The 21,795-nt window shown below is 60.9% G+C and carries 20 protein-coding genes; 16 read left to right on the top strand and 4 right to left on the bottom strand.

From position 1 onward, the window contains the following. Window positions 1-95 precede the first annotated feature (95 nt). The 6 genes from pgsA to HMPREF2710_RS08885 all read left to right on the top strand — a co-directional run bounded on the left by pgsA (window position 96) and on the right by HMPREF2710_RS08885 (window position 6,168). Window positions 96-743, top strand: coding sequence for a CDP-diacylglycerol--glycerol-3-phosphate 3-phosphatidyltransferase (pgsA, locus tag HMPREF2710_RS08910; RefSeq protein WP_049341715.1), 648 nt, complete (start codon window positions 96-98; stop codon window positions 741-743). Window positions 744-843: 100 nt separating this feature from the next. After that, the gene (locus tag HMPREF2710_RS08905; RefSeq protein ID WP_049362910.1) at window positions 844-1,434 is read left to right on the top strand and encodes a CinA family protein; all 591 of its coding nucleotides are present in this window, start codon (window positions 844-846) and stop codon (window positions 1,432-1,434) included. A 290-nt stretch (window positions 1,435-1,724) separates the two neighbouring features. Further along, complete coding sequence (locus HMPREF2710_RS08900) at window positions 1,725-2,132, top strand: helix-turn-helix domain-containing protein (protein WP_012903910.1); 408 nt, start codon at window positions 1,725-1,727, stop codon at window positions 2,130-2,132. A 145-nt stretch (window positions 2,133-2,277) separates the two neighbouring features. Then, window positions 2,278-2,499 carry a DUF3046 domain-containing protein gene (locus HMPREF2710_RS08895; protein ID WP_049351797.1) on the top strand — a complete coding sequence of 74 codons (222 nt, stop codon included), beginning with the start codon at window positions 2,278-2,280 and terminating at the stop codon, window positions 2,497-2,499. Window positions 2,500-2,903: 404 nt separating this feature from the next. After that, window positions 2,904-4,007 carry a recombinase RecA gene (gene recA / locus HMPREF2710_RS08890; protein WP_049351794.1) on the top strand — a complete coding sequence of 368 codons (1,104 nt, stop codon included), beginning with the start codon at window positions 2,904-2,906 and terminating at the stop codon, window positions 4,005-4,007. A 211-nt stretch (window positions 4,008-4,218) separates the two neighbouring features. After that, entirely contained in the window at window positions 4,219-6,168 is a 1,950-nt protein-coding gene (locus tag HMPREF2710_RS08885; protein ID WP_239669204.1) for a regulatory protein RecX, read from the top strand. A gap of 163 nt (window positions 6,169-6,331) precedes the next feature. On the opposite strand, the gene HMPREF2710_RS08880 is transcribed toward HMPREF2710_RS08885, so the two are convergent. Next, the gene (locus tag HMPREF2710_RS08880; protein WP_070600729.1) at window positions 6,332-7,717 is read right to left on the bottom strand and encodes a hemin ABC transporter substrate-binding protein; all 1,386 of its coding nucleotides are present in this window, start codon (window positions 7,715-7,717) and stop codon (window positions 6,332-6,334) included. A gap of 35 nt (window positions 7,718-7,752) precedes the next feature. On the opposite strand from HMPREF2710_RS08880, the gene miaB reads away from it, so the two are divergent. The 3 genes from miaB to dapF all read left to right on the top strand — a co-directional run bounded on the left by miaB (window position 7,753) and on the right by dapF (window position 11,304). Then, on the top strand, window positions 7,753-9,267 hold the full coding sequence (miaB, locus tag HMPREF2710_RS08875; RefSeq protein ID WP_070600697.1) for a tRNA (N6-isopentenyl adenosine(37)-C2)-methylthiotransferase MiaB: 1,515 nt from the start codon (window positions 7,753-7,755) through the stop codon (window positions 9,265-9,267). 84 nt (window positions 9,268-9,351) lie between these two features. After that, the gene (miaA, locus tag HMPREF2710_RS08870) at window positions 9,352-10,272 is read left to right on the top strand and encodes a tRNA (adenosine(37)-N6)-dimethylallyltransferase MiaA (protein ID WP_070600696.1); all 921 of its coding nucleotides are present in this window, start codon (window positions 9,352-9,354) and stop codon (window positions 10,270-10,272) included. A gap of 96 nt (window positions 10,273-10,368) precedes the next feature. After that, window positions 10,369-11,304 (top strand): diaminopimelate epimerase, encoded by a 936-nt coding sequence (dapF, locus tag HMPREF2710_RS08865; RefSeq protein WP_070600695.1) that lies wholly within the window; start codon window positions 10,369-10,371, stop codon window positions 11,302-11,304. A 124-nt stretch (window positions 11,305-11,428) separates the two neighbouring features. On the opposite strand, the gene HMPREF2710_RS08860 is transcribed toward dapF, so the two are convergent. Beyond that, a complete protein-coding gene (locus HMPREF2710_RS08860) occupies window positions 11,429-12,052 on the bottom strand; it encodes a class I SAM-dependent methyltransferase (RefSeq protein WP_070600694.1) in 624 nt (207 codons plus the stop codon). Between the two features lie 142 nt (window positions 12,053-12,194). Between HMPREF2710_RS08860 and hflX the strand changes: the two genes are divergently transcribed. Beyond that, window positions 12,195-13,907: a GTPase HflX gene (gene hflX / locus HMPREF2710_RS08855; protein WP_070600693.1), complete on the top strand. Its 1,713-nt coding sequence runs from the start codon at window positions 12,195-12,197 to the stop codon at window positions 13,905-13,907. 30 nt (window positions 13,908-13,937) lie between these two features. Then, window positions 13,938-15,986: an ATP-dependent DNA helicase gene (locus tag HMPREF2710_RS08850; RefSeq protein WP_070600728.1), complete on the top strand. Its 2,049-nt coding sequence runs from the start codon at window positions 13,938-13,940 to the stop codon at window positions 15,984-15,986. Between the two features lie 246 nt (window positions 15,987-16,232). On the opposite strand, the gene lexA is transcribed toward HMPREF2710_RS08850, so the two are convergent. After that, the gene (gene lexA, locus HMPREF2710_RS08845; protein WP_049341736.1) at window positions 16,233-16,907 is read right to left on the bottom strand and encodes a transcriptional repressor LexA; all 675 of its coding nucleotides are present in this window, start codon (window positions 16,905-16,907) and stop codon (window positions 16,233-16,235) included. Window positions 16,908-17,756: 849 nt separating this feature from the next. Here lexA and HMPREF2710_RS09580 point away from each other — a divergent pair. The 4 genes from HMPREF2710_RS09580 (at window position 17,757) to HMPREF2710_RS08830 (ending at window position 20,082) form a co-directional block, all read left to right on the top strand. Further along, window positions 17,757-17,906, top strand: a complete 150-nt coding sequence (locus HMPREF2710_RS09580) for a hypothetical protein (RefSeq protein WP_246824561.1) — start codon at window positions 17,757-17,759, stop codon at window positions 17,904-17,906. A gap of 45 nt (window positions 17,907-17,951) precedes the next feature. Next, window positions 17,952-18,410, top strand: a complete 459-nt coding sequence (locus tag HMPREF2710_RS09315; protein ID WP_246824560.1) for a LysM peptidoglycan-binding domain-containing protein — start codon at window positions 17,952-17,954, stop codon at window positions 18,408-18,410. A gap of 119 nt (window positions 18,411-18,529) precedes the next feature. Continuing rightward, window positions 18,530-19,300, top strand: a complete 771-nt coding sequence (locus HMPREF2710_RS08835; protein WP_083303520.1) for a type 1 glutamine amidotransferase family protein — start codon at window positions 18,530-18,532, stop codon at window positions 19,298-19,300. Continuing rightward, the gene (locus tag HMPREF2710_RS08830; RefSeq protein WP_070600691.1) at window positions 19,300-20,082 is read left to right on the top strand and encodes a HisA/HisF-related TIM barrel protein; all 783 of its coding nucleotides are present in this window, start codon (window positions 19,300-19,302) and stop codon (window positions 20,080-20,082) included. Before HMPREF2710_RS08835 ends, HMPREF2710_RS08830 begins: the two co-directional genes overlap by 1 nt. Window positions 20,083-20,203: 121 nt before the next feature. Here the strand turns inward: HMPREF2710_RS08830 and HMPREF2710_RS08825 are convergent, their stop codons facing one another. Continuing rightward, complete coding sequence (locus HMPREF2710_RS08825; protein WP_049332734.1) at window positions 20,204-20,626, bottom strand: DUF1844 domain-containing protein; 423 nt, start codon at window positions 20,624-20,626, stop codon at window positions 20,204-20,206. A 139-nt stretch (window positions 20,627-20,765) separates the two neighbouring features. Here HMPREF2710_RS08825 and infC point away from each other — a divergent pair, with 139 nt between their 5' ends. Further along, window positions 20,766-21,620 (top strand): translation initiation factor IF-3, encoded by an 855-nt coding sequence (infC, locus tag HMPREF2710_RS08820; RefSeq protein WP_371326375.1) that lies wholly within the window; start codon window positions 20,766-20,768, stop codon window positions 21,618-21,620. The last annotated feature ends 175 nt before the right edge of the window (window positions 21,621-21,795 follow it).

The raw sequence follows: 21,795 nt of genomic DNA, 5'->3' as shown, positions 1-21,795 counted from the left end.
ACGGTACGGGGTGTTTGCGTACCCCCGATACGTTTAGGTGTCGGTGCGTACGCGGTCTCTCACCGTCGAAAGCCATCTACCCGTAAGGAGCCGTTATGAGTGAAGCTCGCAATTCCGCACCCGCAGGTGCGGTCAGCACAGCGAAACCTTCGAACTGGAATGTGCCGAATGTGTTGACGGTTCTGCGTATTATTGCGGTTCCTTTCTTTATCGTTGCCCTGGTTGCGGGCGGTACTTTTGGTGCCGCTGATCCAACGCACCGCTGGCTCGCATGGATTATTTTCATTCTTGCCATGCTCACGGACTGGGCGGACGGCTACTTGGCGCGCTCGCGTAATCTGATTACGAGCTTCGGTAAGATTGCTGACCCGATTGCCGATAAGTTCCTCACCGGCGCGGCGTTTATTGTGCTGTCGGCGCTGGGCGAGCTGTGGTGGTGGGTCACGATTGTGATTCTGCTACGTGAGTGGGGCATTACGATCATGCGCCTGTTCGTCATTAAGTACGGTGTGATGGCCGCTAGTAAGGGCGGCAAGATTAAGACCGTGCTGCAGACGGTGGCGCTGGTGCTGATGCTTCTGCCGCTGGGTCAGCTGGGTCTTGGCTGGCTGATTCCTGGTTGGGTTCTGATGGGCGCGGTCACCGCGATTACCGTGTGGACCGGCCTGGTGTATGTGCGTGATGCGTATATTTTGCGTCGTAACTGGTTGCAGGCTCAGGCCTCCCAGGGCGGCGGTAACTAGAGGCGAGGGGAGTGGCGTGTGCTGCTCCCCTTCGCTGTACCTGCGGTGCGTTGTACGCCGCGTGAGGTTTTGGGCGGCGGTGCGCCGCTGAAAGGAGAGAATGATGGTTCCCCTCGTACTTGAAGATGCTCTGTCCCTTGAGCTTTCTTCCGCTGAGGTTTTCTCCGGCACCCCGGAGGCAGCGGCGCTGTTACTGCGTGATGCGGTGCAGTTGCGCGCCGCCCAGGAGGGCCCGGTGCAGGTGGCGACGGCTGAGTCGCTGACCGGCGGGGACGTGGGCGGCGCGATTTGTACGGTGCCGGGTGCATCCGCGTATTACCGCGGCGGCGTGATTTCCTATGCCTACGAGGTGAAGGCGCAGGTGCTGGGAGTGGATGCTCAGCTGCTGGCGCGTGAGGGTGCGGTGCATCCTGCGGTGGCGGTGCAGATGGCTGTTGGTGCGGCGCGTGTGTGCGGTGCCGATTATGCGGTGTCGACTACGGGTGTTGCCGGTCCTGATCCTGCGGATGGCCAGCCGGTGGGCACGGTCTATATTGGCGTGTGTTCCCCGTCCGGTTCTGAGGTGTTTGAGCGGCACTATTCGGGGGACCGGGCGCAGATTCGTGCGGCGGCGAGTGCGGATGCGATTGCTCTGCTGGCGCGTGCGGTACGCGGCGGTGCTGGCGGGGTTCTGAAGAATGAGCTGGCGTAGCGTGCTAGACTGTGCTGTGCTGTGCTGTGCTGCGCGGCGCCTGGAACGGCTGTGTAGTCGTCTGTGCAGCGCCTACCTGAGAAAAAATTTTACGGTTCAAATATATTCACAGGGTTCTTTCAGCTCCGAGGGAATAAAGGCATAGGTTCGTCTGTTTGAATAGATACAAGCCGTAAGAAGAAGACAAAAATGGCGGGGCTCCTAGCTCACGCTCCAAAAATCAGTTAGGCTTAACTATGTACAGTCCCGCGCGTCGGGAATACCTACTCAGGAAAGTGATATAGAAGCTCATGGCTAAGCAGCGCGTATCGATTAATGGCATTACTAAGTGGAAGGAAATCGAGGAGACCCCCCGACAGGCCGCCCCGGTCGTTGAGGAAGCCAAGGTTGTTCCCCTGCGACAGGCAATCGGTGAGGTCCTTCGCGACGTTCGCCAGCGTCAGGGCCGCACCCTGCGTGAGGTTTCCCAGCGTGCCCGTGTTTCCCTCGGTTACCTGAGCGAAGTTGAGCGCGGTCAGAAGGAAGCTTCCTCCGAACTGCTGGCATGGATTTGCCAGGCTCTGGACATTCCGATGTCCCAGATGCTGCGTGAGGTTGCCGACCGTATGGCGGTTCTCGAGGGCGTTCAGATCCCGGATACTGTTCCGGCTGAGATGTCTGAGCAGTACAAGAGCGATTACTACATTCTCTCGAAGTAACGCGAGGCGGCACATGCCGCACTAAACGTGAAGCGATGCCGTGCATCCCCGTAAGGTGGGTGTGCGGCATCGCTTATTCTCGGTTTATTACCGAGCGATGTGACGAATTATGAAGCAAACTAGCGGTGAAGCGGAAGGAGCGCTTGTGAAGCTGAGCGAATTTTGGGCGTGCATGGAGTATGAGTTCGGTGCCGGGTATGCTCCGGTACTTGCGCGGGACCTGGTGCTGGGCTCGCTGGGTCATGTGACCGCTGCGGAGGCGCTGGACCAGGGCGTTAACCCGAGGGATGTGTGGCTGGCGATCTGTGATGAGCAGGAGATTCCGCAGGAGCGCCGCCTGGGTCCGGATAAGGAACCGCTGCGCTAGGTAGTGAGCCTGGCGTGTTCTAGCGTATGGGCGGTGCCCACCGTCTGTTCCCTAGCGTTTGTTCGAGTGCTGGCGCCTGTGCGGGAGGTATTTTCGAATAATTAGCCGAGAATCCGGGGTTTTTCGAAAATATATGCCGAAACCCTATCCGATTTATTCGAAACCGGGTCGTAATTTTGTTCGACTCATGCTAGACTTTTCCACATCAGGAATTTTTCGGAAAAATCTTCAAAGTTTTCCACAGATTTTAAAAAATGGCCTTATCCTGTCAGGCTGTGACCCTAGAGTAGTCTCAGAAGGAACCGGTAGGCCAAAACCTTCAAGGTCTCGATTACGAGTCCCACCGATTCCGAAGAAACATTACTCCCGTCAACCACTGACAACACAAAGAACGAGGTACTACCGTGGCTAAGAACACCAAGTCTCAGAGCGTAGCTCGCGTTCCCGAAGAGGGTCGCGCCAAGGCACTTGAAGCCGTGATGGCACAGATCGACAAGAACTACGGCAAGGGTGCAGTCATGCGCCTGGGTGATAAGGAAATCACCAAGACCGAGGTTATCTCCACCGGCGCTATCGCCCTGGATGCCGCTCTGGGTATTGGCGGTCTGCCCCGCGGCCGCGTCATCGAGATTTACGGTCCCGAGTCCTCCGGTAAGACCACCGTTGCGCTGCACGCTGTAGCGAACGTTCAGAAGGCAGGCGGCGTGGCGGCGTTTATCGATGCCGAGCACGCACTGGACCCAATCTACGCGGCTAAGCTGGGCGTGGACATCGACCAGCTGCTGGTCTCTCAGCCCGACACCGGTGAGCAGGCGCTGGAAATCATGGACATGCTGGTTGGTTCCGGCGCTGTTGATATCGTGGTCGTCGACTCCGTCGCCGCGCTGGTACCCCGCGCCGAAATTGAAGGCGACATGGGTGACTCCCACGTGGGTCTGCAGGCTCGCCTCATGAGCCAGGCGCTGCGTAAGATTACCGGCCGCCTCTCTGCAACCGGCACCACCGCAATCTTCATCAACCAGCTGCGTGAGAAGATTGGTGTCTTCTTCGGCTCTCCCGAAACCACCACCGGTGGTAAGGCGCTGAAGTTCTACGCTTCGGTCCGTATCGACATCCGCCGCATTGAGACCCTCAAGGACGGCGCTAACCCGATCGGTAACCGCACCCGCGCCAAGATCGTGAAGAACAAGATGGCTCCGCCCTTCAAGCAGGCTGAGTTCGACATCCTCTACGGTGAGGGCATCTCCGTTGAGGGCGGCATCCTGGACCTGGCGGTGGAGAACGACATCGTCAAGAAGTCCGGCGCATGGTTCACCTACGACGGTGAGCAGCTGGGCCAGGGCCGCGAGAACGTTCGTAAGCTGCTCAAGGACAACCCCGAGCTCACCGAGGAACTGCAGTACAAGGTTCTGGTGAAGCTGGGCATCATTGAGGAAGAAGTTGAGGAGCAGGCAGTTGCTGAGTCCGAGGGCAACGACCCGCTGGACGAGCTGGCTGAGGAGTTCTAAACCCGCCCGCGTAGCTTCTTGCTAACGCCACGACTGATTGCCGTGTGCTGTGCATTCCGCACGGTGCACGGCAATCTGTCGTTAACGGGAGCCCGTTAACGGGCGTATCGGGGGTGCCGAGACAACGCCTCGTTACAATGGGGGAGCGCCGTATAGCCGGGCGCACGGGTCATCAAGCGAGCGCCAACACAGGGGAGAGGAGGAACTGAACATGACGGAGCAGTGCATGATGGAACAGCGCATGACGGAACAGAACGGTCATGAAGAGCGTGAGCAAAACAGCGCGCGTGACGGCGACGCCGGTTTTGCGGCGCTGGAGGCGACCGAACCGCACTTCGGTTCCTCAGCGCTTGGTAACTTTGTTTCCTTTGAGCCTGTTGCCCCGCCGGTTGAGGTAGACGGCTTCGAGGCCCTCAATTTTGAGGCACCCGCGCCCCTGGCTGAGCCCACCCTCAGCTGGGAGGTGCCTGCCGCTGTTACACCTCCTTCTGTTGAAGAGCCCCCGTATGAGGATGAGCCCCCATACCCTGATGAACCCCCATACCCTGATGAGCCTCCCTATGAGGGCGAACCTCCCTACGAGGACGAACCTGCGTATCCGGCAGAGCCTTCGTACATTGAAGCAGAGTACGCAGGGGAATATTGGGTACCCTCGGACGAAGCGGCACTCGCAGAAGCAATAGCGGAGCAGCGTGGGGGCCAAGAAACCGCACCCCAGAAAACCAAGCCGAAAGCGCGGCAGGCTGAAAAGCCCGCGCCTCAGAAGAAGCCAGCGCCTAAGAAGAAGTCAGCGGCCACAGAAAACGCCCCCAAAAAGTGGGTGCGGAACAGGACCGCGGATTCGGTAGCCGCTGAGGAGTTCCCGGACTGGCACCCCGCCGCGCACGGCTTTGTTGAAGAAAGCATCGCCCGCGATAACGGCGGCGACTACGCCGGGGAGTTCCGCGTACCCGAGCTGCCCCTGCAGGCTGTGCCCGCCAACTTTGAAGATGGCAGCTCTGAGGAAGACGGCGAATCGCCGCGCCGCAGCCTGCTCGTTGACCCGAACCTGCCCGCCGTCTCCATTGACGAAGCGCCCGCTCGTGCCTTCACCCCCGGCGGTGCCGAGCCGCGCCCTATGGCGGCGGGGCGCATGAGTCGAGCGGGTGCCGCCTCCATCGGATCGGGGCTCACTGCCGAAGAGAAGGAAGAGATCGAGAGGCAAGCCGCTCAGCGGGATAAGCAGAAGAAACGCAAATCTTCGCGTGCCTCCAAGAACACCGACTACAAGCGTGGGTTCCGCCGCATGAGCGCGGTGCAGCAAGAGAAAATGCGGAGCCGTTCGCCCTACGCGCCCGCCTTTGGGGCTCGAAGTGACGACGAGGAAACCCGCAAGAGTCCTGCGGGCCGCGGCTCGGGGAGCAACCTATTTAGGGAGGGAAGTAGTTTGAACGAAGAACTCACCCCCGCCGAAGAAGCACTCATCCGCGGTATTGCCGAGGAGGAGGCGCAGGGCGTTGGTACCGGAAAGCGCCGTGCCGCTTCGGCTGGATCCCCAAAGGGCGGTTCTCGAGCACGCGGCTCCCAACCGGGCGGCTCTCAGATGGGACATGCTTCCTCACAACCGGAAAGTAACGTGCCTTCCTGGAAGCAGAAGGTGCGTGCCGCCCGAGCCGCGGAAGAAACAGGCCCCTACACACGCGCTAAAACCATCGTGTACAACCAGCTGGCGTACTCGGCAAAAACCCGAGGTCAGCTGCGGAAGAAGCTGCAGGCAGAAGGCTTCGATGCGGAGCTCATTGAGCCGCTGCTCGATAAGTTCGAGGCGGCAAAACTCATTGACGACGCCGAATACGCCCAAAGCTTTGTGGCGCAGAAGAGCCGCACCAAGAAGCTCTCCCGCGCCGCGCTGCGCCGTGAGCTCGCTGAACGCGGGGTGCGCGGTGAAGAGGCGGAGAATGCCCTGGCTCAGCGCACCGACGAGCAGGAACGTGAGGACGCCGCCGATCTGGTGCGTAAGAAGCTGCGCCCCGGCATGGATCTGAGCGACCGCGCTGAAAAGGATAGGGTGACTCGCCGACTGCTGGGGATGCTGGCTCGCCGCGGGTACTCCTCCTCGGTGTCGATGTCGGTGATTCGTGAGGAACTCGCCGCCTACGGTGCAGAGGACGAGCTCTGGTAGAGAGCGAAGTAATACATTCCGCACGCACGGATAGACCCATGCCGGGGTGACCGAGAAAATAGGCACTATAAAGGGTGAGCCCGCTACAGACACACTCTGTGGCGGGCTCACCCTTACGTTTTTGAGATTTATAAAATACCTTGTCGAAGGCCATATCCGCTGGTTACTCGACCGCTCCCAGACGGTTCGCGAACTCGGCGAGGGTTGCATCCTGAGAACCGGCGATCTCCAACAGCAAGCGCATCAGCTGCGCACCCTCACGGCGAATACGAGGCAACAGATCGGAACGTGCCGAAGAAGAGTACAGCTCCAACAGGGCGCACACGGTCACCGCCGTGCACACCGCCAAATCCTCCGCCAGGTGCTCATCCAGCGGGGCGTCCTCAAAGAGGGCAGAGTACAGCGCCGGTAGCGCCTTTTTGCGGTCCACACGGTAGCGCGGGTACTCCGGCGAGGAGGGGAATCCCAGCATCGCCTCAACGAAGGGGAAGCCTCGGTGGTGCAGGCAGGTGCCCTCCGCATCGACCATGCGCACCTGCGCGCCGTCCGCTGAACCAATCAGCACGTTCTGCGGCGAAAAATCGCCCGACGAGAGCATATAGACACGTCCACGGTTGAGCTTGAACTGCTCGGGCACGGGCGGGCGCTTGGTGAAGAAGGGCTGCAGAACACGGCGGAAGCGGAAGGACAGCTCCTCAACTGCGGCGGGAAGAACGGGCGCATCCTCATGCTCAGCGGAGGCAGAGACGGGGCTAGAGTCAGCACCCTGCTCGGGTGCGCGCGCCTCATCAGCCACACCGTACAGCTTCTTCAAGCCGCGCTCAGCCAGTCCCGGCGAGGCGATAGCACCCGGGAACTGCGCCTTGCGGTCGGCACGCGCCAGGTTCAGGCGGTAATCCTCGACCGCCTCACCCATAATGCCGCTGGCGGCAAGGGAACGGTACGCCTCAATGTAGTAGTTCAGCGCATCCAGCGCCTGCTCCTCGGTGCCCTCCAGCAGGGCGTGGGCGACCGAATACTGCTCGCCCTCCACGGTTCCGTCGCTCACATCCTCCAGTGCCAGCACGCGCAGTTCAGCATCCGCACCGTAAAGCTGCGGGAACAGACCCGGAACCTGCTGGTTCAGCGCTTCCAAACCGTAGCGCTCACGCAGGTACCCGAAACCGCCCGCGTTCACCGTCGAATCCTTACGGCGGTAACGCTTCACAATAATCGAGGTCGGCAAAGACTGTGCAGACTCGAAAGACTGGGCAGACTCGGCCGCAGGCTCATACGCCACACGCACCACAACGGAACGCATACCGGTACCCAGAATCTGCACGCGCTCAACCGTGCGCCCAGCCACCTGCTCCAGGGAATGCGCCCAGCAGAGCAGCTGCATCAGGTTCTGACGCATCGAGGCAGAATCGGCGCTCGCCTGAGGCGGCACGGGGGAGTAGGCGGTGATTGCCTCCTCAATGAGGGCGCTCAGAAGCTCCCCGTCAGGGGCGGGAGCGGAAGAATCGTTCGGTGACAGAGCCGGAAAGTTACTACTAAGGGAAACCTGCATAGAGCCATTATCCCCCATCGGATACCCTATAGGGCATGACTTCGACCCTCAGCGATTCCGCCCAGACCCCCGAAACCAGCCCCCGCACCTACGAAGTGCGCACTTTCGGCTGCCAGATGAACGTGCACGACTCCGAACGAATGTCCGGCCTGCTGGAGGCTAACGGCTACGTTCGCGCTGAGGAAGGCACCCAGCCCGACCTGGTCGTGTTCAACACCTGCGCGGTTCGCGAAAATGCTTCCAACCGCCTGTACGGTCACCTCGGCCAGCTCGCGCCGGTCAAGCGCGCCCACAAGGGCATGCAGATCGCCGTGGGCGGCTGCCTGGCGCAGAAAGACCAGGACGCCATCATCGAGAAGGCGCCCTGGGTTGACGTCGTGTTCGGTACCCACAACATTGGTTCCCTGCCGGCGCTACTGGAGCGTGCCCGCCACAACCACGAGGCGCAGGCAGAACTGCTCGAATCCCTCGAAGTTTTCCCCTCCACCCTGCCCACTAAGCGCGATCACGTGTACTCCGGCTGGGTGTCCATCTCCGTTGGCTGTAACAACACCTGCACCTTCTGCATCGTGCCGTCCCTGCGCGGTAAGGAGAAGGACCGCCGCCCCGGCGACATTCTCGCTGAGGTTCAGGCGCTGGTTGATGATGGCGCCATTGAGGTGACCCTGCTCGGTCAGAACGTGAACTCCTACGGCGTGGAGTTCGGCGACCGTCAGGCGTTCTCTAAGCTGCTGCGCGCCTGCGGCGAGATTGAGGGCCTGGAGCGTGTACGCTTCACCTCCCCGCACCCGGCAATGTTCACCGACGACGTGATTGACGCGATGGCGGAAACCCCGAACGTCATGCCCGTGCTGCACATGCCGCTGCAGTCCGGCTCCGACAAGGTGCTCAAGGACATGCGCCGCTCCTACCGTTCCAAGAAGTTCCTGAACATTCTGGACAAGGTGCGCGAGCGCATCCCGAACGCCGTGATTACCACCGACATCATTGTGGGCTTCCCCGGCGAGACTGAAGAGGACTTCCAGGACACCCTGAAGGTTGTGGAGCAGGCTCGTTTCTCCTCCGCGTTCACCTTCCAGTACTCAATCCGCCCCGGCACCCCCGCGGCGACCATGGAGAACCAGATCCCGAAGGAGGTCGTGCAGGAACGCTACGAGCGTCTGATTGCCCTGCAGGACCGCATCGCCGGTGAGGAGAACCGCAAGCAGCTCGGTAAGACCGTTGAGCTGATGGTCGTTGCCGAGGCAGGTCGTAAGGCTGACCAGACTCACCGCCTCTCCGGTCGCGGCCCGGACCAGCGCCTCGTGCACTTCTCGGTGCCCGAGGGCTGCGAGATTCCCCGCCCCGGCGACATGGTGACCGTGCCGATTACCGAGGCCGGCTCCTTCCACCTGATTTCTGACCCGACCGCCGAGCAGTACCAGCTGCGCCGCACCCGCGCCGGTGACGCGTGGGACCGCTCCCAGGCTGACTCTTGCGGTACCGGCACCACCCAGGTACCCGGTGCGCCGGTGGGTCTGGGCATGCCGACCATCGGTCTGCGCCCCTAAAACCTATAACGATTCATGCGCCCTGTTCTTCGGGCCCTCATCCTCACCGCAAGTGGGGGTGAGGGAACCGGTAGAATGGGGCGCATGACTATCTCCGAAACTCTGCCCGTTATCGCTATTGTGGGCCCGACCGGCACCGGTAAGAGTGCGCTCGCCATTGAGCTGGCTCTGCGCCTGAATGGTGAGTGCATTAACGCTGACTCCATGCAGTTCTACCGGGGCATGGATATTGGTACCGCGAAGGTCACTGCAGAGGAGATGCGCGGCGTTCCGCACCACCTGCTGGACATTATGGATGTGCGGGATGAGGCGTCCGTGGCGGAGTTTCAGGAGCGTAGCCGTGAGCTGATTGAGCAGATTCGCGGCCGTGGCCGCTACCCGATTCTGGTGGGCGGTTCCGGCCTGTATGTACGTGCCGCCCTGGATAAGTTGGAGTTCCCCGGCACGGATGCGCGGGTGCGTGAGCGTCTGGAGGAGCAGGCACGTACCGAGGGTATTGGTGTTCTGCATGCCCGCCTGGCGGAGGTTGACCCGGAGTCGGCTGCGCGTGTGAAGGATGAGCGTCGCATCATTCGAGCCCTGGAGGTGTTCGAGGTGACGGGCCGCCCGTTCTCGGCGTTCATGCCGGTGCGCGAGTACGTGACCGAGAGTATTCAGATTGGTCTGGACATGGATCGTGCCCTGCTGCATGAGCGTCTGCACCGCCGCGTGGAGCTCATGCATGAGCAGGGTCTGCTCGATGAGGTTCGCACCCTGAACGAGCAGGGTTTGCAGGAAGGTAAGACCGCCTCCCGCGCGATTGGTTACGCGCAGTTTGCCCGTGCCCTTGAGAATGAAGACTACAGCGTGGAGCAGGCGATTGAGGACACGACCATTGCCACCCGCCAGTTTGCGCGCCGCCAGCTGACCTGGTTCCGTGCGGACCCACGCGTGCACTGGCTGGATGCGCTCTCACCCACCCTTGCCGACGAAGCGGAAGCCATCATCCGCGAAAGCACCCGATAAGCCACAATAACGAGCCGCCACCGAACAGATACCCCCTCGAACCGGTCGGCGCGGTAAAATCATAAACGGACAGGTCACCAACCTTAAGGACAGCATATGAGCGAGAACCCTTCCATCTGGGGCGAGCTGGCAGGCCTGACTCTCACCAAGGGTCACGGTACCGGTAACGACTTTATTTTTCTGACGGACGAGAACGCAGAAATTGCCCTCACCCCCGAGCTGGTAGCCCGCGCCTGCGACCGCCACTTCGGCATCGGCGCGGACGGCTTCATCCGTGCTGCCCGCAGCACCGCCTCCCGCGCGGGTCAGAAGTTGCTTGAGGAGCACCCGGACGCTGTCTGGTTCATGGACTACCGCAACGGTGACGGCTCTATCGCAGAGATGTGCGGCAACGGTGTGCGTGCGTTCGTGGAGTACCTGCGCACTGAGGGCCTGATTGAGCTTGAGGTGGGCGAGACCGTCAAGATTGGTACCCGTGCCGGCGTGAAGACTGTGGCGCGCACCGAAGAGGGCTACGCGATTGACATGGGTCCGTGGAGCTTCATCCACGGTGACGCTGCCCGCGAGGGCGGCGAGGACTGCCTGGTGTCTGCTCGCGGTCTGAAGACTCCGCGTGCTGGCCTGTCCATTTCGATGGGTAACCCGCACACCGTGGTGATGCTCGGTTCCGACGGTAAGCTGGACGGTCTGGACCTGCACAGCCTGCCGCAGGTGACCCCCGCCCCGGTCAACGGCACGAACGTTGAGTTTGTGGTGCCGGTTGACCTGGATGTTGAGAGCGGCGCGCAGGTGGGCGCTATCCGTATGCGCGTGCACGAACGCGGCGTGGGCGAGACTCTCTCCTGCGGTACCGGTGCGTGTGCTGCGGCTGCGGCGACCCGTTTCTGGGGTGGCGAGGAAGCTCCGGATGAGTGGCTCGTGCACGTGCCCGGCGGTACCCTCGCGGTGACTTTCGTGCTGGGCCCGGATGACCTGGAGCATGTGGTTCTGGCTGGTCCGGCGCAGATGGTTGCAACCGTCGTGCTGCGATAGTCTGCTGCGGTAGCGAGCAGTCCTAGACCAGAGATTTTATAGACAAAAGCGGCGGGTGTTTTCTGACAACACATTCAGAAAACACCCGCCGCTTTTATGTTTTAAGCAGTTAGCGCTAGAGGTCTTAGTCCTCGTAGCGGTGCACCTGCAGAATACGGAAACCCTTCGAGGTCGCATAGCGCGAGACCTCAAACTCGCCGGGGTGCAGCTCCTCAAGCTGCGCATCCATCCACTTCTGTAGTGAATCGGAACCCAGGTTTTTCTGCACCACCAGGTAGGCGTCACCGCCGGGTGCCAGGCGCGGCAGCCAGGTCAGCAGGATCTCGTGCAGAACCTCCTTGCCCACGCGAATCGGCGGGTTCGACCAGATGGTGTCAAAACGCAGTTCGGGGTCGACGGAGTCGGGGGTTCCCACGGTGACGTTGGAAAGGCCGAGAGCGGCGGCGTTGCGTTCGGTCAGGCTGATGGAGCGGGAGTTCACGTCCACCGCGTGCACCTGTGCCTGCGGGGCGAGCATCGCCAGAGTCAGGGTGATGGGGCCCCAACCGCAGCCGATGTCGAGCATGCGTTTGCCCTGCGGGTCGGGTGCTTCCTGCAGCAAAATAGCGGTGCCCTTATCAATGCCGGAGGGGCTGAAAATGCCGTTAGCTGTGGTGACGGTGACCTTGCGGCCGGCAAGCTCCACCTGCACGGGGCGGGGCTTGAATTCGGTCTCGGGGGTTTCAGAGAAATAATGCTGCTCGCTCATGCTATCCAGTGTACCGGTAGGGCAAGATCCCGCCGCACACGGTAGAGTATGCGCGGGGTGGGCCAACAGCTTGCACGCCCTGAGCGCACAGGCGACCGAACCCCCTACCCGATGCGGGCAACGGCGGTAGAATTAGAGTCGTATGAATTCTAAGAACACCCCCGTATCTGATACCGAAAAGCTGCCCAGCGATGAGCAGCTGCGCCGCACCGTAGACCGCGTCCTGGGTCGCTCCCAGGCCGCCGCCTCCGTCACGACGTATGACGCCGCCGGTACCGCGCACCACAGCGATAACTCCTCCAGCACCCACGGCAACAATAGCCGCCGTGTGCTGGATACTCGCGCGCGCGAAATTTCTGACGTTCAGCGCGAACACTCCGAATATGACGGTGACCAGGAAGATCTCGCCGAGCGCCGCGCACTGCGCCGTATCGCGAACCTCTCCACCGAGCTTGAAGACGTCACCGAGGTCGAGTACCGCCAGCTGCGCCTGGAGCGCGTGGTGCTTGCCGGTCTGTGGACTGAAGGCACCGTAGAGGACGCCGAGAACTCCCTGCGTGAGCTCGCCGCACTGGCTGAAACCGCCGGCTCCGAGGTTCTGGACGGCCTGGTTCAGCGCCGCCTCAAGCCGGACCCCGGCACCTTCCTCGGCTCCGGTAAGGCGCTGGAACTCAAGGACATCGTGGAGGCGACCGGCGCCGACACCGTGATTGTCGACTCCGAACTGGCGCCCTCTCAGCGTCGTGCCCTCGAAGACATTGTGAAGGTCAAGGTCATTGACCGCACCGCCCTGATTCTCGATATTTTCGCTCAGCACGCTAAGTCCCGCGAGGGTAAGGCACAGGTTGAGCTGGCTCAGCTGGAGTACATGCTGCCGCGTCTGCGTGGTTGGGGTGCGTCCCTGTCCCGCCAGGCGGGTGGCCGTGCCGCAGCCGGTGAGGGTATCGGTTCGCGTGGTCCCGGCGAAACCAAGATTGAGATGGACCGCCGCCGCCTGCGCGCTCGCATGGCGAAGCTGAAGCGTGAGATTGCCGCGATGGCACCGGCGCGTGAGACGAAGCGCCTGAACCGCCGCCGTAACCGTGTGCCCTCGGTGGCTATCGCCGGGTACACGAACGCGGGTAAGTCCTCCCTGTTGAACCGTCTGACCGACGCTGGCGTGCTCGTTGAGAACGCCCTGTTTGCGACCCTGGACCCGACCGTCCGTAAGGCTCAGACCCCGGACGGTATCGGCTACACCCTCTCTGACACGGTGGGTTTCGTGCGTTCGCTACCGACCCAGCTGGTCGAGGCGTTCCGCTCCACCCTGGAAGAGGTTGCCGACGCTGACGTCATCCTGCACGTGGTGGATGCTTCGCACCCGGACCCGGAGGGGCAGATTCGTGCTGTCCGCGAGGTCATCGCGGAGGTTGACGCCCGCCATATCCCTGAGATCATTGTGCTGAATAAGGCGGATGCCGCCGACCCGTTCGTGCTGGAGCGCATGCGTCAGCGCGAGCCGGAGCACGTGATCGTTTCGGCGCGTACCGGTGAGGGTATTGAGGAGCTGAAGCAGAAGATTGCGGACACCATTCCGCGCCCCTCCATTGAGGTGAAGCTGCTGATTCCGTACTCGCACGGTGAGATTATTTCGCGCCTGCACGAGTGGGACGCTGAAATTAAGAGCACCGATTTCGTATCGGACGGCACCTTCGTGGTGGCTCTGGTCCGTGAGGATGTAGCCTCCGAACTGTCCGAGTATGTGCTGGAGGGTGACCTGCTAGAGGTCCTGGAAGAGGAACTTGCAGAGGCACACGCTCTGGCTGAAGCGACCGCTTCTGTTTCCGAGCAGTCCTCCACCGCTGAGGCTCTATAGGGGCGGACGAGCGTGACCGAGAGCATCAACGTGCCCAAAAACACCCCGGGAACTGTACCCGGACCGGCAACCGACGGCACCCGATTCACCGGGCAGGAGCTTGAGACCCTGCCCGGTGCGAAGGATGCCCTGACCCTGCTGGACGAGGCGGTTGCCGCCACCGGCGGTCAGAACCGTGCCGGTCAGCGCATCATGGCGGCGCATGTGGCGCAGGCTCTTGAACTGCAGCGTCACCTGTTGGTCCAGGCGGGTACCGGTACCGGTAAGTCCCTGGGCTACCTGGTTCCTGCCCTGGCGCGGGTGGGGGAGTCGGACCAGCCGATTGTGGTTGCGACGGCGACTCTTGCCCTGCAGGCGCAGATCGTGAACCGCGATATTCCGCGTCTTCTACAAGCGCTGGAGCCGCGCCCGGAGTCGCAGGCGCAGGTGGCTCTGCTCAAGGGCCGCAATAACTACCTCTGCCTGCACAAGCTGGAGGGCGGCTACCCGGAAGACGAGCCGGATGCTCTCTTCGACATGCCTTCTTCGACCTCGCGCGTGGGTGAGGAAGTGGTGCGCCTGCGCGAGTGGGCTGACCGCACGGAGACCGGCGACCGTGACGAGCTGAAGCCCGGAGTCTCTGACCGCGCCTGGGCTCAGGTGTCGGTCAGCGCCGCCGAGTGTCTGGGCCGCCGCTGCCCGCTAGTGGAAGAGTGCTTTAGCGAGATGGCGCGCAGCCGTGCCGCTGAGGCTGACATTGTCATCACGAACCACGCCCTGCTGGCGATTAACGCTTTCGAGGGCATGAAGGTTCTGCCCGAACATGAGACGGTCATTATTGATGAGGCTCATGAGCTGGTGGACCGCGTGACAGGTGCCGTGTCTGGTTCTTTGACGGTTGCGATGGTTCGCCGTGCGGCGCGTAGCGTGAAGAAGCATTCGAAGGCTGATTCCGGCGCACTGGAAATGGCAGCCGGCACCCTGGAGACCGCTTTCGAGGGTCTTGCCGAGGGCCTTCTGAAGGGCCTGGACGGTCGCCTTTTGACCGCTATTTCTGCGGTAAATGATGCCGCCCGCACCGCCCTGTCCGATACCAAACCGGACGGTCAGGACGTTGACGCCGGCCTGCAGATGGCGCGCTCGCGTGTCTCTGAGGTGCACGATATGAGCAGCCGCGTTCTGGAGGCTTCGGGCGAGCAGGACGTTCTGTGGATTTCTCGTCAGGGCGGTTGGGAGAACGGCCGCTACGTGGCTGCTTCCGATACCGACCCGGCGACCCTGAATATCGCTCCGTTGAGCGTTGGCCTGCAGTTGCGTGACGGCCTGTTCGCTGACCGCACCGTGATTTTGACGAGTGCGACCCTGACGGTGGGTGACTCTTTTGATGTTGCAGCCGCTGCCCTGGGACTGCAAGGGGAGGGTGCGCCGCGCTGGACGAGTATCGATGTGTGTTCACCTTTCGACTACCGCAAGCAGGGCATCATGTACGTTGCCGGAGATTTGAAGCCTCCGGGATTTGGTGTGCACGAGGGTCAGCTGGAGCGTCTGCGTGAGCTGTGCGAGGCGTCGGAGGGCGGCGCCCTGGGCCTGTTCTCCTCGAAGCGTGCCGCTGAGCGTGCCGCCGAGTACATGCGTGAGCATAGCGACCTGAACATTCTTCTGCAGGGTGAGTCTTCGCTCAAGGCTCTGGTGGAGGAGTTCAGCGAGGACGTTGACTCATGCCTGTTCGGAACGATGAGCCTATGGCAGGGCGTGGATGTTCCGGGTGACTCTTGCCGCCTGGTGGTGATGGACCGCATTCCGTTCCCCCGCCCGGACGACCCGATTGCGCAGGCTCGTACGGAGGCGGTGAACCGTCACCGCGGTAACGGCTTTATGGCGGTTTCTGCTCACCATGCGGCGATTCGTATGGCGCAGGGCGCGGGCCGCCTGATTCGTTCGGTGTCTGACCGCGGCGTGGTGGCTGTACTGGATTCTCGTGTGGCGACTAAACGTTACGGCGGTTTCTTGATGAAGGCGATGCCGCCGATGTGGTCGACGCAGAATAAGGCAGCCGTGATTGGTGCGCTGGCTCGTCTTTCGGCGAGTATTGAGCGTTAGCTCGGGCGAGATCCATTCCTTGCCGCGCCGCCGCCCCGTTTTGGGCATATAAATTTAGACATATAGAAATCACCCCGGTGATACGTGAACGTTTACGTATCACCGGGGTGATTTCTATAGAGAGCTAAGAGCCCTAACGGTTATGTCTGTTAGAAGCCGTGCTGTTTAGAACCAGCTTCTTTTAGAAGCTGTGCTGTTGAGAGCCCGCGTCTTCTAGAGACTGCAACTTTTAGAGACTTGTATCTTCTAGAGACTACGCAGCACGGAGACGACCTTACCCATAACGGTTGCGCGGTCACCCATAATCGGCTCGTAGTTAGAGTTGCGCGGCATGAGCCAGGTGTGGCCGTCAACCTGACGGAACACCTTTACGGTTGCTTCATCGTCGAGCAGAGCAGCAACGATATCGCCGTTGTCTGCGGTGTGCTGCTCTCGGACAACCACCCAGTCGCCGTCGCAGATTGCGGCGTCAATCATGGAATCACCCTTGACCTTGAGCATGAACAGCTTGCCGCTACCGACCAGCTGGCGGGGCAGAGCGAGCACATCCTCCACGGACTGCTCGGCAGTGATGGGGCCGCCCGCTGCAATTCGTCCAACCAGGGGAACGGGTACGAGGTCCTCATCGCCGACTTCGAAGTTCGGCAGCTCGGGCAGGGAAGAGGAAGCGCTACCGTGGATGCCGATGCCGTTCTCATCCAGCACCTCAATGGCACGGGGGAGCTTGGGGTCGCGGCGAATGTAGCCCATGGTCTCGAGGCGACCGAGCTGGTGAGTGACCGAGGACAGGGACGCAAGACCCACCATGTCACCAATCTGGCGCATGGACGGGGGGTAACCCTTCTGTTCAATCTCGGTGCGGATCGCGTCAAGAATCTTCTGCTGGCGCGCGGTCAGCGCCGGACGGGGTGCTGTTGCCATTTCTTTTCCTTCGGTCTGTGCCCCGAATTCTGTACTCCGGTCTCTGCAGTCTGTTTGAGACACAGTCCGGTCGGGGCACGGATGGGTGCTTCACACGTTTTCTGGTGAAGTCCTAAAAATTTTTTGGTTCTGCCGAAATGGGTCTTATCTCGTCAGGGGGTGGAGGAATTCTATCCGTGCCGGAGCGATACCGGAGCGATACGCAGGCAACGAGTATGCGCCTCCGCCCTATAAAACTCAGTCAGCAGCACCTGCATTCGATACAGAATCAAACCGTAACGGGTACAGAAACCTGCTGTGAGTAGGACTCATCAGGAGCGTGTGGAACGTCTCTTGACACCAGTGTAGAACACTACACCGAAAAACTCAAACAAATATTCTAGATTTTTTCTTCGAAACTCGAAGAAATTTTTAGTACATCTCTGCTAGACTTTAGAACAAGAGTTCGTATATACTCTTGAATCTCTCCTGGAATTCAGGATTTACGGGTGAATGTTCGAAAAATATTCGAAGATTCAACCCGGAGTCTTTCGGGAGAGGAGAGTGAATGGGTGTTCGAATGTATTCGAATCCTCTGCCTCTCTCTTCGCATGATCTACCTTGGATGCTCTAGGGAGCATCTGGCGAAGAGAGAGCGCAGGGGATGGGGTTCCGGGGTCACCCAGTGCGACCCAGCGCAGCCCGGTGCATCCGACGCTCTGACCTAACTAGGGACTAGCTACCCAATAGTTATCGCCTAACAATCACCACTCCATAGTTATCACTCAACTAGGACCTCCGAGCGGGTATCGCTCGGCATTGCTAGACCCGCGGGGCAACCCCGGGGCGAGCTGAGAGAAAGGAACCACAATGACTACAGCAGCACCTATTGCTTCTCGTGGCACTTCTGCACACCTTCCGGCAGGTTTGGTGGTACTTCACCCCGCCCGCACTGCGTCCGCCAGCACCGTGTCGGCCCGCACCATGCAGGGGCGTTCTCGTGTGCCTGCGTCTTCGTAGTCTGTTCGCTCTTCTCGTGCGGCTCATGCACCCCGTCCTGCGCAGGTGGCTCAGCCCGCCCACGCTCCTGCTGTTTCTGCCTCTGCTGCTTCTACCCCTGCTGTTTCTACTCAGGCATCTTCTGCGGCTCAGGCGCCTGGCGCGAAGAGTGTTCTTCTGGCTAAGGGAGGCGAGCTTCTGCGCGCGGTTCCCGCTTCTATTCGTCGTCTTGGCACTGTGCGCGGTTTTCTGAAGGGCCTGCCTCTGTTGACTTTGGCGGCGCTGATTGTGCTCGGTGCTATTAGCTTCTTTGGCCCGGCGGCTTCAGCCTCCGTGGAGAACTCTTCGGCGACTCGAACCGTCGTTGTGGTCAAGCACGGCGAGACCCTGTGGGATATTGCTCAGGCGGTGGATCCGCAGGGTGACACCCGTGATACTGTGGTTCGTATTATGGAGTTGAATTCGTTGACCAGTACCTCTGTTGATGCCGGTCAGCGTCTGGAAATTCCTCAGACTCAGCGCTAAGCATGGACCCGTGTGTGGTTGGCTTCTGCATGAGGTTGATGTCTTGACTCCGAATCCTCTATCTCTCAAGCTAGAGCGCTTGAGCTAAATTCTTGAGCCTATGAAATAGGAGCGCACCGATGCCTGTTCCCGTTGAACCCACACTCACCGAAATTGAATCTGCACAGGAAACTGAATCTGTACAGAATGCTCAGACTGCTCGTCCTGTGGTTGCCGTTTTGGGTGAACCCGGAACTCGTGGCGCCTTGGTGAAGCTTCTTCAGGATGCTGGGGCGGACGTTATCGTCACTACCGTGCCCGATCAGCTGCGTGAGGCTGACGGTATGGTGGTTACCGGCGGTGTGAGCTCTCTTGAGGCGTACGAAGACCTGAAAGCTAAGGACGCTGAGCGCGTGATTGGCCGCCGCGTTGCCGGTGGTCGTCCGGTGCTGGTTGCCGGTGCGGCACTGAGCTGCCTCTTTGACTCTATTACGGTGGAGCATCCGCAGATGGGGCAGGTTCAGGTTCAGTGCATGGGGGAGTGGCCCGGTGAGAGCGTGGAGCTTTCTACCCGCGACCTGGCGCCCGGTGTTTCTGCCCTGCGTTCTTCCTCCGATAGTACGCTGCTCAAGGATCTTGAGGGCGAGGCTCACTTCAAATCTGAGCACGGCGTTTTTGAGTGGGCTTTTGATCAGAGCATTGAATATATTGCCCCTCCGGCAGTGACTTGGACTGTCACCGATCCCGCCTACATCGCGGCGGTTGAGAACGGTCCGCTGACGGCGGTGCAGTTCTGTCCGGTAGGTTCTGGCGAGCTGGGGGCGGAGTTTATGCGCCGCTGGGTTGCGTCCCTGACGGTGACCGGTCGCCTGCTTTCTGGCGACTCCGCTACTGCTGCGGGAGGTAACTAATGTCTGCGCCCGTTCTTGAACTTCTGCCCGCTGTTGATATTTCTGAAGGCTATGCGGTGCGCCCGGTGGGTGGCACCCTGTCCGGTGGTGAGCAGCGCCTCGACCCTGTTGAAGCGGCTCTGACTTGGGTGAAGTCTGGTGCTCGCTGGATTCACCTGGTTGACCTTGATTTGGCGTTTGGTCGCGGCACGAATACTGAGGTTCTGGCTGAGGTGGTTGCCGCCGTCCGTGCAGAGAGCGCCCGGAGCTCTGCCCCGGTTCGTATTCAGGTTAGTGGCGGCGTGCGTAATGCTGAGAGCCTGGAGCGCGCCCTGAGCCTGAGTCCGGATCGCGTGAACGTGACCAGTGCGGCTCTGGCGGATTCTTCCTGGCTTGAAAGCACTCTGGCTCGTTACGCTGATTCTGATCTTCTGGCTCTTGGTCTCGATGCCCGCTATAACCCTGAGCGGGGCTGGGTGACGGTGGCTCGCGGTACCGACTGGTCGGGCCCTGACCTGGCGGAGGCGCTGGCGTGGCTGGAGAGCGCGGGCGTGCGCCGCTATATCGTTACGGATGTGAGCAAGGACGGTTCCCTGGCGGGTCCCGGTGCGGAGCTGCTGGATGAGGTGCTGGCTCAGGCTGCCTGCCGGGTGGTGGCGTCCGGTGGTGTGGCGTCGCTGGCTGATCTTGAGAAGCTGCGTTCCATGGTGCCTTATGGTTTGGAGGGCGTGGTGCTGGGTAAGGCGCTGTATGTGGGTAACTTTAGTTTTGAACAGGCTCTTGAGGTCGCTGGCTCCCGCTAAAGCTACCGCTCTGCTTTAGCCCGCGTAGATTTCTTATCCGCATAGGTTTTATATATGACGAAGCCCCGTCTTCCTCAACGTGAGGGAGACGGGGCTTCGCTGCGAATAGACCGGGTACGGTTTAGTACACCGGGCCGGTCAGCTTCTCGCCGGGGCCCTTGCCGGGCTCGTCCGGGAAGGGGGAAGCCTCACGGAATGCCAACTGCAGGGTGCGCAGGCCATCGCGCAGGGGTGCTGCGTGCTGGGAACCGATTTCGGGGGCGGCAGCGGTGACCAGGCCCGCCAGGGCGGTGATGAGCTTGCGTGCTTCATCGAGGTCCTTGAGATCGTCTGCGTTCTCGTCGGAGGCCAGGCCGCACTTGACGGCTGCGGCGCTCATCATGTGGATGGCCGCGGAGCTAATGATTTCGATGGCGGGAACGTCTGCAATATCGCGCAGCTGCTCATTAACGGCCTCGACCTGCTCCTCGGTGAGCTCGGTGTGGCCGTGGACGGGGGTTTCTTCTCCCGCGGTAAAGCGGAAGTTATTGTTTTCAGTGCTCATAACCCTAGAATCTCACATTTCGTTTAATTCGGTAAATGCGTCCTTAAGAGTGGGTGCTTCTGTGGACTTTCTGGGGGAGCCCCCGCAATTTTATGGTGTTTTGCGTCTATTTCCTTGCGTCTGTCGGGGATTCTGCGGTATGGTTGTAGGCAGTTTGCAAGTGGAGCGCGTCTCCCACCCGGTTGACCGCCGCAGGCGTTTGTTTGCGAGTTTTGAGGTGAACGGGTTCGTCCGCCGATTTCGGCGTACGCTGGTTTGTGCCTCCGCTTGTGTAACTGCGGGGGCTTTTTTAGCGCCCGCAACGGATAGTATTCACGGGGAAACCCACAGAGCACAGGAGCTAGTCATTAGCGAACCACGCATTAACGATCGTATCCGCGTTCCCGAGGTCCGTCTTGTCGGTCCCGGTGGCGAGCAGGTAGGCGTTGTCCCTCTGAAGGACGCTCTGCGTCTGGCTGAGGACGCCGAACTCGACCTGGTCGAGGTTGCCCCGAACGCGAAGCCGCCCGTGTGCAAGCTCATGGATTACGGTAAGTACAAGTACGAAGCCGCAATCAAGGCTCGTGAATCCCGCAAGAAGCAGGTTAATGCCGTTCTGAAGGAGATCCGTTTCCGCCTGAAGATTGATACCCACGACTACGAAACCAAGGTTGGACACGCTCGTCGTTTCCTTTCCGGTGGTGACAAGGTCAAGGCAATGATTCAGTTCCGTGGTCGTGAGCAGCAGCGCCCCGAGATGGGTGTGCGTCTGCTGGAGCGTCTGGCGGCTGAGCTGGCTGAGGTGAGCACCGTTGAGTCTCGCCCCCGCCAGGATGGCCGCAACATGGTGATGGTTCTGGCTCCGCTTCGCGGTAAGGCAGAGGCTCGCCGTGAGCAGGGCGCCGGCGGTCGCAAGGGTCGCGAGCGTATTGACACGACCAAGGCGAAGCCCGTAACTAATTCTCTGGCAGACGCTATGCCTGCCGAGTTGAAGGCACAGGCTTCCGCCGAGTAGGGAACCGGGTCGTCACTTTAGGATGGGCACGCGCCTCCACCGTTGGGTGGGTGTTGCGGGTTCACCCGGTGCCGGTTCCGAGGCACCTCGTCAGGTGTGCCTCACCTTTGGTCCTTGGGGCTGATGCGTGTATCGCTCAACCCCACTAAGCTACCCCGCCGTTGTGGCGGGGGGG

This window comes from Rothia sp. HMSC069D01 (assembly GCF_001810135.1).
Lineage (GTDB): Bacteria > Actinomycetota > Actinomycetes > Actinomycetales > Micrococcaceae > Rothia.
Note: the sequence above shows the minus strand (reverse complement) of the source record. Positions and strands in the feature narration are given on the sequence as shown.

Coding starts and splice junctions, on each gene's coding strand:
- pgsA (WP_049341715.1), top strand. CDS start 96: ATGAGTGAAGCTCGCAATTCCGCACCCGCAGGTGCGGTCAGCACAGCG.
- HMPREF2710_RS08905 (WP_049362910.1), top strand. CDS start 844: ATGATGGTTCCCCTCGTACTTGAAGATGCTCTGTCCCTTGAGCTTTCT.
- HMPREF2710_RS08900 (WP_012903910.1), top strand. CDS start 1,725: ATGGCTAAGCAGCGCGTATCGATTAATGGCATTACTAAGTGGAAGGAA.
- HMPREF2710_RS08885 (WP_239669204.1), top strand. CDS start 4,219: ATGACGGAGCAGTGCATGATGGAACAGCGCATGACGGAACAGAACGGT.
- HMPREF2710_RS08880 (WP_070600729.1), bottom strand. CDS start 7,717: ATGCAGGTTTCCCTTAGTAGTAACTTTCCGGCTCTGTCACCGAACGAT.
- miaB (WP_070600697.1), top strand. CDS start 7,753: ATGACTTCGACCCTCAGCGATTCCGCCCAGACCCCCGAAACCAGCCCC.
- miaA (WP_070600696.1), top strand. CDS start 9,352: ATGACTATCTCCGAAACTCTGCCCGTTATCGCTATTGTGGGCCCGACC.
- dapF (WP_070600695.1), top strand. CDS start 10,369: ATGAGCGAGAACCCTTCCATCTGGGGCGAGCTGGCAGGCCTGACTCTC.
- HMPREF2710_RS08860 (WP_070600694.1), bottom strand. CDS start 12,052: ATGAGCGAGCAGCATTATTTCTCTGAAACCCCCGAGACCGAATTCAAG.
- hflX (WP_070600693.1), top strand. CDS start 12,195: ATGAATTCTAAGAACACCCCCGTATCTGATACCGAAAAGCTGCCCAGC.
- lexA (WP_049341736.1), bottom strand. CDS start 16,907: ATGGCAACAGCACCCCGTCCGGCGCTGACCGCGCGCCAGCAGAAGATT.
- HMPREF2710_RS09580 (WP_246824561.1), top strand. CDS start 17,757: ATGACTACAGCAGCACCTATTGCTTCTCGTGGCACTTCTGCACACCTT.
- HMPREF2710_RS08835 (WP_083303520.1), top strand. CDS start 18,530: ATGCCTGTTCCCGTTGAACCCACACTCACCGAAATTGAATCTGCACAG.
- HMPREF2710_RS08830 (WP_070600691.1), top strand. CDS start 19,300: ATGTCTGCGCCCGTTCTTGAACTTCTGCCCGCTGTTGATATTTCTGAA.
- HMPREF2710_RS08825 (WP_049332734.1), bottom strand. CDS start 20,626: ATGAGCACTGAAAACAATAACTTCCGCTTTACCGCGGGAGAAGAAACC.
- infC (WP_371326375.1), top strand. CDS start 20,766: ATGGTTGTAGGCAGTTTGCAAGTGGAGCGCGTCTCCCACCCGGTTGAC.